The organism is Streptomyces sp. NBC_00178 (assembly GCF_036206005.1).
Taxonomy (GTDB): Bacteria; Actinomycetota; Actinomycetes; order Streptomycetales; family Streptomycetaceae; genus Streptomyces.
On sequence record NZ_CP108143.1, the window covers coordinates 6,967,790 to 6,981,560 of the forward strand.

Annotated in this window: 15 protein-coding genes; 6 read left to right on the forward strand and 9 right to left on the reverse strand. The window is 69.8% G+C overall.

Annotated elements, in window-relative coordinates; translation table 11 throughout:
* Window positions 1-805 precede the first annotated feature (805 nt).
* A complete protein-coding gene (gene msrA, locus OHT61_RS30675) occupies window positions 806-1,318 on the forward strand; it encodes a peptide-methionine (S)-S-oxide reductase MsrA (protein ID WP_329042668.1) in 513 nt (170 codons plus the stop codon).
* 40 nt (window positions 1,319-1,358) lie between these two features.
* Here the strand turns inward: msrA and OHT61_RS30680 are convergent, their stop codons facing one another.
* The 6 genes from OHT61_RS30680 to OHT61_RS30705 form a co-directional block, all read right to left on the reverse strand.
* On the reverse strand, window positions 1,359-2,624 hold the full coding sequence (locus OHT61_RS30680) for an AI-2E family transporter (protein ID WP_443049589.1): 1,266 nt from the start codon (window positions 2,622-2,624) through the stop codon (window positions 1,359-1,361).
* 201 nt (window positions 2,625-2,825) lie between these two features.
* Entirely contained in the window at window positions 2,826-3,227 is a 402-nt protein-coding gene (locus tag OHT61_RS30685; protein ID WP_329042669.1) for a hypothetical protein, read from the reverse strand.
* A 15-nt stretch (window positions 3,228-3,242) separates the two neighbouring features.
* Window positions 3,243-3,434: a GPP34 family phosphoprotein gene (locus OHT61_RS30690; protein WP_329042670.1), complete on the reverse strand. Its 192-nt coding sequence runs from the start codon at window positions 3,432-3,434 to the stop codon at window positions 3,243-3,245.
* A 294-nt stretch (window positions 3,435-3,728) separates the two neighbouring features.
* A complete protein-coding gene (locus OHT61_RS30695; protein WP_329042671.1) occupies window positions 3,729-4,775 on the reverse strand; it encodes an NAD(+)/NADH kinase in 1,047 nt (348 codons plus the stop codon).
* A 162-nt stretch (window positions 4,776-4,937) separates the two neighbouring features.
* The gene (locus OHT61_RS30700) at window positions 4,938-5,711 is read right to left on the reverse strand and encodes an alpha/beta fold hydrolase (protein WP_329042673.1); all 774 of its coding nucleotides are present in this window, start codon (window positions 5,709-5,711) and stop codon (window positions 4,938-4,940) included.
* Window positions 5,712-6,131: 420 nt separating this feature from the next.
* Window positions 6,132-6,719, reverse strand: a complete 588-nt coding sequence (locus OHT61_RS30705; RefSeq protein ID WP_329042675.1) for a hypothetical protein — start codon at window positions 6,717-6,719, stop codon at window positions 6,132-6,134.
* 815 nt (window positions 6,720-7,534) lie between these two features.
* Between OHT61_RS30705 and OHT61_RS30710 the strand changes: the two genes are divergently transcribed.
* Window positions 7,535-8,002, forward strand: a complete 468-nt coding sequence (locus tag OHT61_RS30710) for a sigma-70 family RNA polymerase sigma factor (RefSeq protein ID WP_327111494.1) — start codon at window positions 7,535-7,537, stop codon at window positions 8,000-8,002.
* 39 nt (window positions 8,003-8,041) lie between these two features.
* Here OHT61_RS30710 and OHT61_RS30715 read toward each other — a convergent pair whose 3' ends face one another.
* Entirely contained in the window at window positions 8,042-8,605 is a 564-nt protein-coding gene (locus OHT61_RS30715; protein WP_329042676.1) for a CGNR zinc finger domain-containing protein, read from the reverse strand.
* Window positions 8,606-9,072: 467 nt separating this feature from the next.
* On the opposite strand from OHT61_RS30715, the gene OHT61_RS30720 reads away from it, so the two are divergent.
* The 3 genes from OHT61_RS30720 (at window position 9,073) to OHT61_RS30730 (ending at window position 10,898) form a co-directional block, all read left to right on the forward strand.
* Complete coding sequence (locus OHT61_RS30720; protein ID WP_329042678.1) at window positions 9,073-9,798, forward strand: molybdopterin-dependent oxidoreductase; 726 nt, start codon at window positions 9,073-9,075, stop codon at window positions 9,796-9,798.
* Between the two features lie 40 nt (window positions 9,799-9,838).
* Window positions 9,839-10,438, forward strand: coding sequence for a cytochrome b/b6 domain-containing protein (locus OHT61_RS30725; RefSeq protein ID WP_443049642.1), 600 nt, complete (start codon window positions 9,839-9,841; stop codon window positions 10,436-10,438).
* A 112-nt stretch (window positions 10,439-10,550) separates the two neighbouring features.
* Complete coding sequence (locus OHT61_RS30730; protein WP_329042681.1) at window positions 10,551-10,898, forward strand: GNAT family N-acetyltransferase; 348 nt, start codon at window positions 10,551-10,553, stop codon at window positions 10,896-10,898.
* A gap of 349 nt (window positions 10,899-11,247) precedes the next feature.
* Here OHT61_RS30730 and OHT61_RS30735 read toward each other — a convergent pair whose 3' ends face one another.
* Window positions 11,248-11,424, reverse strand: a complete 177-nt coding sequence (locus tag OHT61_RS30735; RefSeq protein ID WP_329042682.1) for a hypothetical protein — start codon at window positions 11,422-11,424, stop codon at window positions 11,248-11,250.
* Between the two features lie 407 nt (window positions 11,425-11,831).
* Here OHT61_RS30735 and OHT61_RS30740 point away from each other — a divergent pair, with 407 nt between their 5' ends.
* Window positions 11,832-12,701, forward strand: a complete 870-nt coding sequence (locus tag OHT61_RS30740) for a Bax inhibitor-1/YccA family membrane protein (RefSeq protein ID WP_443049643.1) — start codon at window positions 11,832-11,834, stop codon at window positions 12,699-12,701.
* A 117-nt stretch (window positions 12,702-12,818) separates the two neighbouring features.
* Here OHT61_RS30740 and OHT61_RS30745 read toward each other — a convergent pair whose 3' ends face one another.
* Window positions 12,819-13,541 carry a hypothetical protein gene (locus OHT61_RS30745; RefSeq protein WP_329042684.1) on the reverse strand — a complete coding sequence of 241 codons (723 nt, stop codon included), beginning with the start codon at window positions 13,539-13,541 and terminating at the stop codon, window positions 12,819-12,821.
* Between the last annotated feature and the right edge of the window lie 230 nt (window positions 13,542-13,771).

Consider the following 13,771-nt stretch of genomic DNA (forward strand, 5'->3'; position numbering starts at 1 on the left):
CTCCACCGCCGGCTCCCACGGCTGCGCAGGGATTGCGATCACTGCCGCGAGCGGCCGGGGACGGACGACCCCGGAGCACGGCCGACATGACGGCTCCGGGTGGCGGGACTAACCTGTTGGGGTGAACCGGCAGCCGGCGAGGCGGCGCCTCGCGGGCCGCAGGTCGCGATCGTGCCGCCGTCGAACAGTTCTGGACCGTCTCCGGAATCTTCCGGAACGGCTGCCGCACTCGGCGGTGGATGACTCGGGGTCGTGTGCATCCTCGGGGCCGTGTGACGCCTCCGCTTCACACTCCGCACGCGGGCGGGCGTCGAGCACCGGACGTGGGTGCTCCGCGCAGCGGGGCGGTCGGGCGTCGTGCCTGCTCATCGGCGTCGGGCGCGACCCTCGGGGCGGAATATTCGGCGCCTCCTGTGCTTTGAGTGAAGACGAGTCCGATCACGGCATTCCCTGGGCGATGCCGGTTCGGAGGGACTGGTCGCAGATGCCGTGCTCAGGAGGCCGCCGACGGAGTGCCCGGCGCGCCCTCCCGCCGGGAGAACACCCAGCGGGACGACGGGCCACCGGAGTGGGTGGCACAGGCGTGAACAGGGGGAGGAGGGGGCCGACGCCTCCCTGGTCCTCGCCTGGGCGGAGAGTGTGGCGTCGTTCGGCTACGGCCCCGGGGCCACGGCATTCGTCTCCGGAGCGTCGGCGGCCCACGACGCCACCCGGAGGCGGTGACCGCCGTCCGAGCGGATCCGGAGGGGTCCGCTCCTCGTGCCGTGCACCATTGATTTCCCGAGTTGAAAGAGAGACACAGGCTATGAGCGACGTTGAGCAGAAGGCATGGCTCGCCGGGGGCTGCTTCTGGGGAATGCAGGACCTGATTCGCGCGCTCCCCGGCGTCACCGCGACCCGAGTGGGGTACAGCGGTGGTGACGTGCCGAACGCGACGTACCGCAATCACGGGAATCACGCCGAGGCGATCGAGATCGCCTTCGACCCCGCGGTGACCGACTACCGCAACATCCTGGAGTACTTCTTCCAGATCCACGATCCGAGCACGAGGAACCGGCAGGGCGGCGACATCGGCGCGAGCTACCGTTCCGCCATCTTCTACCTCGACGACGAGCAGCGGCGCATCGCCGAGGACACCATCGCCGATGTGGACGCCTCGGGTCTGTGGCCCGGCAAGGTGGTGACCGAGGTCGCCCCGGCCGGTGACTTCTGGGAGGCCGAGACGGAGCACCAGGACTACCTGCAGAAGTACCCGGAGGGGTACACCTGCCACTTCCCGCGTCCCGGATGGAAGCTGCCGAAGCGCGCCGAAGCGTGATGCGGCACTGAGAAGCAGGAGGACGGGCCTCCCGCCCGGATCACCCCGGATTCGCGGGGTGTGATCCGGACGGGAGGCCCGGGCCGTCCGGACCGCCAGGGGCGGCCCGGGCGTCCGGCCGGTCGCCGTGGCCCGCCAGATAGCTGACCACCGTGTTGGCCACGGCCACGAGCGGCACTGCGACGACGGCGCCGCCGATGCCCGCCACGAAGCCACCGGCAGCCACCGAGAGGATGACCGCCAGCGGGTGCACACGCACCGCGTGCCCGAGGATGAATGGCTGGAGGATGTGCCCCTCGAGCTGCTGGACGGCGAGCACGATGAGCAGCACCAGGAGCGCCTTGAATACCCCCTCGGCCACGAGTGCCACGACGACGGCCAGCGCTCCCGACACCACGGCTCCCACCAGCGGGACGAACGCCGCGGCGAAGATGATGACGGCCAGGGGCAGGGCGAGCGGGACGCCGAGGATGTAGATTCCCAGACCGATGCAGGCCGCGTCGATGAACGCGATGGCGGCGGTGCCGTGGACGTACGCGGTCAGGGTGTGCCAGGCGCGCGGGCCGGCGCCGTGAAGCGCGGGGCGTGCGGCGGCGGGAGCGAGCCTGAGGGTCCAGGCCCAGATGCGCGCCCCGTCGTACAGCAGGAACAACGTCGAGAACAGGGTCAGCAGGACTCCGGCGATCAGTTCCACGACGAGGGTGAAGCCCTGGATGCCGGCGTCGGTGAGCTGCCCGGTTCGGGAACTGATGCTCTTGCCGATCCGGTCCGTGGCGCTGTCGATCTGCTTCTCCGTGATGTGGAAAGGACTTTCGACCAGCCAGCGCTTGATGTCGTCGACGCCGTCCTCGATACGACCGGACAGATCGTCGAAGTTGTTCATCACCTGCCAGACGACGAACCATCCGACCAGGCCCAGCAGCACGAACCCGCACAGTGCCGTCAGAACCGTGGCGAACCCCTGGGGCACGCCGTGCCGGTGGAGGCGGGCCACCGTCGGCTGGAGTAGCGCAGTGATGAGGATGGCCGCGACCAGCGCGAGCGCGATGACGTGGACAGCGCTGATCACCTGACCGAGCACGTACAGGCCGGCCGCGATGACGAGGAGGCGCCACCCGGCCTCCGCTGCCACGCGAAGACCCCACGGGATCACGGTCGCCGCGGGCTCCGGCCTGACACGGGCGCGAGGAGCGGGATACGGCGACTGCGCGGTGGCCCCCGGGGCGGCGGTCTGCGCGGCTTCCGGCCGTCGTCGCGCCTCTCTCCGCTCGGAACGGAGGCGCTCGAACCTTTTCCTGAACCGCACGGCCGCCCCTGTTTCTCAGATGAGGAGCTCTCTCGCGACAGGTGCTCCGCTCCTGCGGGTGGGTGACTCAGCTGTCTCCTGTAAGTAGGAAGAGATTCAATACCAGGCAGTGGCCGACATGCCCGCGCCCGGTGCCGTACGGGCGGTTGATCACTCGTTCGGGTCATGGGGGAACACGGCCCGATGTCCGTGACGCGCGTGCTACTCGAATCGCTCCCATGCCCGGTCGAGTTCGGCCTGCGCGATGATCCGCTCCCTCCTCTGTGCCTCCCACTCCTCCAGGACGCCGCGCAGGGCTGAGAGCACCGTGCTCACCGGCCTCCCGACAGCGGCACCGGGACTGTGTGTCTCGGCGCCGGGCATCCCGACAGCCTCGGTGAGCGCGCTCAGCACGGGTTCCGCCGACTGCCTGCGCTCCGTCGCGCGACGACGGCCGGGGGAGTCGGTCAGGGTGATCTCGCGGCGCCGGAACGGGTGTCCCGGGGGCCGCTGCCGGATGGTGAGACCACTCGGCTCAAGGGTCCCCGTGTAGGCGTCGGCCAGCGCGCGATCCCGGCGCCACAGCCAGTCGCCGACGAGTTCGAAGGGCTCGGACCCGGTCAACGACGAGGCTGCCTGCTACAGGAACCGGTCGCTGGGCACCGCTCCCCGCCCCGGCACTATGCGCCCCCCGTCCAGGTCGACGGCCCCCGCCCCGAGCAGATCGATCAGTTCCGCGGCCGCGAGCGCGAGGGCGAGCCTCTCCGGCTCCACGGGATGATCGGGCGCCTCGTCGATGGTGATCATGAGGAGGTCCATCGCTGTGCTCATCGGTCGTCACGTCCAAGCCGGGATCGACGCGTCGCGGCCCCGGATCCGACCGCCGGGAGGACACCGTTCCTGCGCATCGCCTTCCCTCCGGCACTGGAGCCGCCCCTACGAGCTTACGGAGACCGCTTCGCGCCTGCATGCCGCGTGATGGTGATCCGGCTGCGGTGGCGTCCGGTCGGCCGCCCCGGCCACCTCGAAACCTCGCGCAGCGTCACCTCCCGCCACGCTCCGCCCGAGACACGTCCCGACCGGCCTGTCCGACGGTCGTCGGGGTCCCCGTCAACGCGCCGATGGTTAGCTCGGCATCGCCAGGTGTGCCAGATCCGGGGGCGGAGGTGTCGTCTGCGGCCAGAGCGGGGCGGCGTCCCCGTCGGCCAGAGCCGCGGGAGCATCGGTCAGGTTCATCCGCTCGCGCAGACGCCCGTAGAAGTCCATCGGCCCCAGACGCACGGAGCGAAGCCGTTGAGGGGCGGCGTAGACGCCGATCCAGTCGCCCGGATCGAGGACACCGCGCAGCTGTCCGTCGACACTGACCGCGGCCTGGCCGGAGCGTTCGAGCAGCCGCAGGGCGATGGGCTCGTCCGGGGCAGCCACGACCGACCGGTTGAAGGTCATGTGCGGGGCGACCGGTGTGAAGATCAGGCCCTCTGCGCGGGGTGAGACGACGGGACCGCCGGCGGCGAAACTGTAGGCGGTGGAACCCGTCGGTGTGGCGACCAGCAGTGCGTCGGCGGAGTACGAGGCCAGGAGTCTTCCGGCCAGGTAGACACCCACCGAGACCTGCCTGTCCCGGGCCAGCTTCTCCACGACGACGTCGTTGAGTGCGGTGACGTTCAGCGCGACCCCCCATTCGTTGCCGGTCTCGCAGTCGTCACGAACCCGGGGCGGAGGCAGAAGGGGCCCGCGGCCGTAGCAGAGGAGCGTGTCCATCTCCGGGGGGATCTCAAGGGGCCGGGACGCCCGCAGCGTCAGCAGCATGCGCTCCTCGATCTCGAGATCACCGTCGCAGACCGCGTCGAGTGCGGAGCGCACGGCAGCGGCCGACACCTCCGTCAGGAAGCCGACGCGGCCCAGATCGATCCCCAGCACGAGCGCGTCGTTCTCGGAGGCCAGCCGCGCACCGCGCAGGAAGGTGCCGTCGCCCCCCAGGGTGACGATCAGGTCGGGATCGCCGGCGGCCTCGATCTCCTCCCGGGCGCTGTGCCGGCGGCTGTCCTGCCACACATCGATGTCGGTGCACTGCACGGCCAGCTCCGCGCACCAGGCGCGGACGCTCCGGGCGGCGTCCACGGCCTCCTCGCGTCCCGCGTGCACGACCATGCCGATACGGCCGACTGTCATAGTTTCCTCCATTGCCGACGGCGACGGGTCACCCTCTCCTCCGGGCGCTGCGTCTGTCAGGCGACGCGCGCGCACCAGGCCGAGGGCCACCCCATCAGCCCGACCGGGTGTCCGCTCCCTTCGAGCGCCGGGTGCGGCGATGCGGGCCGCGCACCGGCCCGGTCAGGGACGTCCGCCGGAGACACTCCTGCGGGCGCGGTCGGTCCTGGTCGCTGTGCGTCCGTCAGACTGGGAGGCAGGTACGGCCTGGACGAAATCGCGGACCGCACGCGTGCACGACGCCGTCTCCCCGATGGTCCCCCCGCGCGCGCCGTCCCGCAGTACCAGCAGCCTCGCGTCCGGTATGATCCCGGCGACCTCCCTGCCCCAGCCGAGGCCCGGGCCGGTGTCATCGCCGCTCACGATGACCAGTGCCGGAACGGTCAGGCCCTTCAGGGCGACGCGGTCGTCGGTGGTGTCCGGGCCGAGATCCTCGTCCAACCCCGAGACGCAGGAGGACGCTTCCGCGCCGCACGGCGGGACCGGTGCTCCCTCATGGAGCACCACGCCCGCCAACCGCTCGGGACGGTGCGCCGCGTGATGGGCGGCGACGAGCGCACCGTGTGCGTGGCCCAGGAGGTGGACCCGCCGGACGCCCAGATTGTTGATCAGCAGTTCCAGGAAACGGCTGTAGCGGTCCCGGGTGTATCCGTGGGGGTGGGACGGGAGGCGCCCCGAGGCTCCCGTTCCGATCGGCTCCACGTAGACCATGGTCAGGTGCTTCTCCAGGGCGGGAGCACGCAGATGGGTCCAGTCGACGCCGGGTACTCCCGGATGGAACACACACACCGGTCCGCTGCCGTGCACGTGATAGCGCTGAGTGATGCCACCCACTTCGAAGGAGTGGGTGCCGGGGGAGAGCGGGTCGGGAGACGCCAGAATCGCATCGGTGCTCATGGAGGGCTCCGCATCGTGTGTAGGGGCTTCTACAACGACACGAGACTGCCGGGGCGTGGAAGTTCGCCGTCCGGGCGTGATCCATGTCATGCGCGAAGAATTCGCGCCGTGCACCGGGCCGTTTTCCGGGAGGCGACGCGGAAGGTCTTTCCACGTGGTCGACGGACCGGAGACACCCCGCCCGGATCACACGAGGTCGGATGCGTGTGTGCAGTCGGCTCTGCTGCGCGGGCCTCCGCGCGATGCGGGTTCGAACCGCTCGATGCTGCCGTACGGCTCGGGGCCGCCGAACCGCTCCGCGCCGGGACGGTGCACGATTCTCGGGAACTCGGCCGCCCCCGGCGAGGCGAGATGTACACCCCGAACGCCGTGGCCGGCGGCGGCCGTCGCCTCAATCCGCAGGCAAATGCACGTGCGGCGTCAGCTCTTGTCCGCAGGCGGGTTCGCCGCGATCTTTCGCGGGGCCCGCTCGACGAGCGAATACATCACCGATCGCTTCTGCTTGTGACGCTGGATGCGGCCCTTGGCGACAAGGGACTCCAGGGTGTTGCGCACGACCTGAGGAGTCGGCGCACGATCCGGATGCTTCTCCAGGAGTTCGTCACGCAACTCCTTTGCCAGACGCGGTTCGTCGTGCGTCCCGAGGAGATCCATCAGGACACGTCCGAGAAGAGGCTGACGGGAATTTCCCCGCCCGGCAGCCTTTGGTGCGGCCTCACGCGGCCGGCTCTCCGCGCCCGTCGCGGGACGCGGCTCGGCGACCTCGGACACGGGCTCCGCTCCGGTGCGGGCGGGCTCCGCCTGCGCCTGTCCGGGCAACGAGGGTGCGTCCGACGCGCGCTCGAAACGCTTGGCCAGGTTCAGGATGTCGACCAGGAGACTCTCCTCCTGCTGCAACATCTTGATTTTCTCGCTCAGTTCCTGCTGTCGGCGGCGATTCTGCTCCAGGTCCGACGCGGCTTGTTCTACGTACCGCGAGCGGAGCGTGGCGGCTGATTGGCTGGGCACAACCGTTCACTCCCTATATATGTGGATGACGTTGCGCATGGTACCCACGTAGGTGGCGTGTACCGAAGCCCACTATCGCCTCCAAGCCGCTCAGCGGGGTGGAGCGTGCTGCTTTCATGTGAATTCCGTCGTGTGTCCGCCGGCGCGACGAGACATATGCACGAGGGCGAAACGGCTGCGGGTGTGCGAAGCGGATGTCCGCGCCGTCGGCGTTCGCCGCCGGGATCAATGCCTCGGGCGACCGATCGGATCGCATCCCCGGTGTGCCTGGTGCGGTCATCCCGACACCCATTTCCGGATACGTATTCTCCGCCTGACCATCGTACTCGCCGGGCGGTCCGGGTGGCCGGGACCGCTGTCCGTCCATCGGTCACACCACAGGGCTGTTACGTCATTCCCGGGGCGCGCGACGACGGCTGCGGCACCTCACCGATGCCCCGGCACATTCAGCGTGCGGACGTCCCTCGGCAGCGCTGTGCACCGCTTCCGACGCCGCACGCCGATCCGTCACGGACCGCGGACAGTACTCGGCGGGGAAACCGCTTTCGGCGGGCCACCGCAAGGGCGTCACTTCCGTCCGGAGATGGTCCCCACACTCCGCATGAACGGCTTCTTCACCACGCCTTCACAGGGCGGAACACGCGGCATCCCGGCGACACAAAAGCGGCAGTTTTCTGGCACCGGCGTCTGCCTAGGGTGCGGATGCGAGGGCTGCACCGGCCCCTTCGTTCGCGGCACGACAGAGAACCAGAATGGCTCAGACAATGGCTACACCCCCCACGCCGGCTGACCAGTCGGACCAGCTCGGGAGCATCATGCGAGAGCACCGGGACGGTCTGGTGTCCTACGCCGAGAGAATGCTCGGAGACCGCGGTCTCGCCGAGGACGTCGTACAGGAAACCGCCATCAGAGCCTGGCGGAACGTCGATCGTCTGCTCGGTACCGAGGGATCGGTCCGAGGATGGCTGTTCACCGTGACGCGGCACCTGGTGATCGACCTGGTGCGCAAACCCCACGCACGCAAGGAGGTCGTGGGCGGGACGTACAACGATCCGGCTTTCGTGCGCGACGGTACGGACGCCGTCCACAACTCACTCGTCGCGAAGCCGCTGCTGCTTCGGCTCTCACCGGAGCACCGCGCCGTGCTGGTGCACATATACCTGTGCGACCGCACCATCCAGGAGACCGCCGGGATCCTCGGAGTGCCGACGGGGACGGTGAAGTCACGCCAGCACAACGCGCTGCGCAAGCTGCGCAGCGTGGCCGGTGTCGAGGCCGCCTGAGCCGGACCCCGAGGGGCCCGGGCCGTCAGGGAGCGGACGTCAGTGGGATGCGGCGGCCTGGCCGCTCTTCTTGCGGGCGCGATAGGCGGCTGCCTTGATCTTGTTGCCGCAGGAGTCCATGCCGCACCACTGTCGCCGCACGCCCCGGGAGCGGTCGACGTAGATGCGGGTGCACTGGGGGTTTCCGCACTCCTTGAGCAGCGGCACATCCGGGCCGCTGAGCAGTTCGACCGTCTGCCGCGCGATCGTGGAGAGGGCTTCCTGCGGTGTCGCCTCTGTCCAGCGCCCGGCAGGGGTGAGCTGGGGTGCGGCGGCCGGCTTGCGAGCCGCCGCGTTGACCGAGGCCAGGGCCCCGGCGGGGAACTCCTCCTCCAGGCGGCGGGCGGTGACCAGTTCGTACACCGCCTCACGCAGTTCCTTGGCTCCCTCGACGTCCGCCTGCTCGGCCGGGGAGATCGCGTCCACGATGCCGGACTCCAGGAACCAGGCGTCCAGCCTGTCGGGCGCCACGAACATCTCGAAACGCAACGACCGGCGGGCGCGAAGCGTGGCGGCGAAGTCCAGGGCCGGGCTTCCGCAGACGAAGACATGGTCGAGATTCATATCACCATTTTGGCAGGTGATTTATCGGCTCGCAAGGAGCGTCATCGTGTAAAGGCGCGGGAGTTCCGGTGCCTCCTGCGGCGCGGACGAAGGGGCGGTGCGGGGGTCGGCGGGAGCCAAGCGGCATCCCGCTCGTACGAGGCCGATCGAGGCGTGGGGTCCGCCTCCGTCGAGGCTGCGCCGCGCGCCTGGGGTCGCCGGCCGCGGGTCACGTCGCGGCGCCGCCGCCCCGGGTGTGCGTCACCTTCTTGACTGGTAATCGATGACCATGCAACTATCGTCACCACTCAAAGAGGTGATGGTAGTGGCGCCGCGGTGCGGTCGTCCGCGAACTCCGCGGCCGTCGCACCCCGATCCGCCCTCGCCCCACTCCGCCCGGCCCACCGCCACGCCCGCACGGGGTGGCCGTCCTGCGGCCCCGCGGAGAGACCGGTCGAACGTCACCCCATCCGGAGAAGGGGCTGGACATGGCAAGGAAGGCGGACGAATCCGCTGGTGGTGCGCCTGTGGGCCGGAGGGCGGTGCTCGGCATGCTGGGTGCGGGAGCCGCGGCGCTGGCCACCGCGCCCTATCTGCAGCGGGGGTGGGAGGGGGCTCTCGCCAAGGCGTCCCAGGTGGACGCGACCGGGCTCACCGGTCTGCTGCCCAGTCCCGGAGGGTTCCGGTACTACAGCATCGTCGGTTCGGTGCCGCGCAAGGACGAGACGAACTACGAGCTGCGGATCGACGGCCTGGTGGACAGGCCCAGGACCTATTCACTGGCGGACCTGCGCGCACTGCCCCGCACGCGCGTCGTCCACGACGTGCTGTGCACGGACGGATGGCGTGTGGAGAACACCCCCTTCGACGGGGTGAAGCTGGCGGATCTCCTGGATGCGGCCGGTGTCCGCCCGGAAGGCAAGGCCATCCGGTTCACCTGCTTCGACGGGGCGTACTCGGAGAGTCTGACGCTGGAACAGGCGCGACGGTCCGACGTCATGGTGGCGCTGAACATGCAGGACAAGCCGATCAGTCATGAGCACGGCGGGCCGGTCCGCCTGTACGTGGCCCCCATGTACTTCTACAAGTCGGCCAAATGGCTCTCCGGCATATCGGTCACCGACAAGGTCGTACCCGGGTACTGGGAGGAACGCGGATACGCGGTGGACGGCTGGCTCGACGGAGAGGACCGGCGCGGTGGCCAGGCAGTCTGAGCACGATGCCAGGGTCGCGAGGTTCAGCGGTGCCGAACGACTGGTGCACCGGGCCACCGGATGGCTGATGCTGCTCTGCCTGGTCTCCGCGGCGTGCCTGTACCTCGGACCGGTCGCCCAACTGGTGGGCCGGCGGCATCTCATGATCACTGTCCACGAATGGTCGGGCATCCTGCTGCCGGCGCCCTTCCTCGTCGGCCTGCTCTCCCCGGCGTTCCGTGCGGACCTGCGCAGGATCAACCGCTGGGCCGCCTACGACGGACAGTGGTTCCGCGCGGTCCGCACGCGGCTCACCGCCCCGGCCTCCCGGCCGGCCGGAAAGTTCAACGCGGGCCAGAAGATCTACGCGGGATGGATCGCGGGGGCCGTGCTGGTCATGATGTTCACCGGTCTGCTGATGTGGTTCATGGGGCTGCTGCCCTTCGTGTCCCGGACCAGCGCGATCTTCGTGCACGACATCCTGGCCTGGGCGATCACGGCCGTCCTGATCGGTCACATCCGGCAGGCCTACCGGGATCCGATGGCCAGGGCGGGCATGCGTACGGGCTACGTCGACCGGAAGTGGGCGACGACGCACCACGCGAAGTGGCTCACGGAGGAAGGCCGGGAACGAAGCCGGGCCGGACGGGACAACGGCTGACCGCCGGTCGTGCGGGGTGGGTGACGTCAGGTCGGCGCCCGGGTGCCGACTGGAATGATGGGCCCCATGGACGATGCCATGGGGCCCGGCGCTTTCGATGTAAGCCGTGCGCGTGCGACGGAAGCGGAGGCGCTCGCCGGGACCGACCCGGCACGGGCCGGCCGGTCCGCTCGGCTACTGCGTGGTCGAGTACACCTTCTTCGAGCACGGCTTCGTCACCATGCTGATGGTGGCTCCCCCTGCCCGGGGCAGAGGTGTGGGCCGGCGGCTGTTGCGTGCCGCGACCGACTCGTGCACGACCCCGAAGCTCTTCACCTCGACCAACGTGTCCAACCAGCCGATGCAGCGGTTGCTCCGACGAGCCGGATGGAGCCCCGCGGGCCTTCTGCACGGCCTCGACGAGGGTGACCCCGAGCTGTTCTACGTCCGCCGGACGCCGACCGGGCGGACGCCCTTCTGACTCCGAACGCCTTTCCGGCTCCGGACGCCTTCCTGACGACGGACGGCAGGACACCGGCCGGTCATGCCAGTGCCGCCCTCCGGTCTGTATCACCGGGGGACGGCACGGGGCTTGGCTTGAACAGCGGCCGCCCTCGCGAGGCGGGGGACCAAGCGAGGGCGGCCGCCCAGTCCTGCCGCCAAGCCCAGCCAATACGCCAGGCGGCAGGAGTCTCTCATCAAGGGAACGGGCGGGGAGGTCCGCAGGGTTCACGTCCGGTGCGAAAAAGATCTGACGCGAGCGAAGTGCCGTGCGTCCTCCCTCCCGGCGCCGGTCGCACGTCGGTGCGGGCGGCGCCGGGAGGCGGAACTCAGAGGCCCAGATCCACGGCGAGGCAGGAGAAGAAGTTCCACGAACCCTCGGGGTTGTACGAACTTCCGGCCCTGCCGCCCGGCTCGGCGGGCTTCGCCTCGACCATGTCCTCGTAGCGCGTGCGCTCGGGCAGTTGGCCGAACCGGGCCTGTCGTACCGCCGCTGAGCTGTCCATCGTTCCTTCGGTGCTCACAGTCAACCTCCGCTGGTCAGTGGCGGAACGCGCCGTACTACTTGACTGGCACAACAATGCACGGTGAATCGTCACCAGTCAAGGTGGTGATGAAAATTGTCACCTTCTTGACCGGTGACGAAGGTCTGTGCGAGAGTCGTTGTCCGCGCAAGACCTGCGGCGCGGACCCGACCCGGCACTACTCCCGGAGGGCGGTCGCACCCGTCGCAGCGCGTCCTGAACCCGGCGTCCGACCGTCATGTGCCGTGTACGGGCCGCATGAAGTGCGGCCGGTGCAGCGGTGGCCCGACGGGCCGCTGAATCCGCCCAGGACGCCGAAACGCGACCTCGACCGGTCTGCTCGTACGCAGGAAAGGCGATGAGCGATGTACGTGGAAGAACAGCGTTCGTTGACGAGTAGCAACCCCGTGCTCTCGCGTCAGGAGTTCCGCCGGGAGCGCGGGCGGAAGGTGACGGCCAGGGGGCCGGTCGGCGAGATGTCGACCCGGCGCCTGGAGAAGGCCCGGTCCCATGCCGCGCCGGTACCGGGCCGCGAATCTTCGGCCGGTCTCCCGGCGCGGCCGGCCGGTGCTCTGATGACGATGGACGCCGTCATCGGACGTACCGCCCTGGCCTTGCTGACCGGGATGTTCACGGCAGTCCTGTCCTGGACGCTTCCACCGGTCCCCCCGACCAACCTGGGCGCGTCGTACGGCATCGTCGGCGCGGCCGCCCTGGTTGCCTGTGCCCTGGCACTCCTCCAGGCCCGTACCTCCCGGGTCTCGCCGGTCCTGGTCCTCGGCTACGCCGCCGTGCAGGGTTTCTTCCTCGGAGTCGTCTCCGACACCGTCTCCACACAACTGTCGGCCGGCGTCATCGTCCAGACCGTGCTCGGCACGATGACCGCCTCCGCCGGTGTGCTGGTCGCGTACCGGTTGCACTGGATCCGAGTGAACCGGCGTTTCCACGGGTTCGCGGGCGGCGCCGCTCTGGGCCTCGTCCTGCTCGCCGCGGCCGATCTCCTGTTCTCCGCCTGCACGAGTGCCGAGGGGCTCGGTCTCCGCAGCGGCGCCCTCGGCATCGCCCTCGGTGTCCTGGGCGTGATCATGGGAGCCTACTTCCTGGCCCTGCACGTCAGGCAGGTAGAGGGCGGTGTCACCTTCGGCGTCGACGCGGCGGAGTCCTGGCGTGCGGCCTTCGGCCTGACCCTGACCTTGACGTGGCTCTACGTGGAAGCCGTGCGTCTGCTCACGCTGGTGCGCGAGGACGACGTCTACTGAGGGGGTCCGCCGGTCGCCCGCTCCCGGCCTGCCGCGGCCGTACCGCGGCGATGGCAGAATGCACCGCCCTCCCGGTCCCTGCCCGTACGCCTGGTCGCGGATGTGTCCCCACACGGACTACAGGGGAGGGCGGTGGGACGCCGCGTACTCATCCGCGGTGGTGAAGACGGCAGCGCACCGCGGGCATTCCGCCCGGCCGAAGAGATGGGTGATTCCGTCGGCGAGCACGGTCTCGCCGTCCCGGACCGCCGTCTCGTACATCCGGCGACCGGCTCCGCGGAGCCCCTCGGGGGACGCCGGCCTCAGGGAGCGTCGCTCCACGTCGCCGAGGTCCCAGTCCCGGATCGCCGAGTACCGGCCGTGATCGCCGATGGCGATGGTGACCTCCACGGCACAGTGAGGGCAGGCCACCTCGTAGAAGTCGTCCGAGAAGTCGCCCATGGCCACACTCCAGTGGTAGTGCCCCTCGGTCGCGATGACGTCACGGAAGGCCGCGAGGTAGTCGTCCGGCCGCGACCGCAGATGCCGGTCGAGCAGCTCGCGGAGCTCCGAGATCGCCCCGGAACAGCCCTCCGGCAGATCGTCGCGGCCGTGGTCCCCCGCCGCGCACCGGACGATCGCTCCGGCGAGTTCACGCGCCCGCGCGCTCCGCGACGCCAAACGGACCAGGCGGGGAAGCGCTGCGAATCCGGCCGGGAACACCAGGTCGCACTCGAGAACAAGCCGGTATCCCAACTCCCGCCAGGCTTTTGGGTCGTCGTCGAGTTCGACGCGCGTCAGAAGTTCGGGGACGCGATCGACATCGCCGTAACAGTCCTGCGTCTGCGCCCAGTTCACCACCGGGGCATTCAACACCACGGGCGCCGCCCGGGCCGCATCCGTAACGAGGAAGCCGTCGCGCGAACCCGAGGATGATCCCCGTGCGGGCACAGGCCGCACCGGCCGGTTCGCGGTGCAGCCCGAGCATGCCGACGAGGTGTCCGGCGAACGGACTCCGGCGGCGCACACGAACAGGGCCGGGTGCAGGCCGCCCGGAGCGGGCGGCCTGCACCCGGCCCTGGGCGGATCGG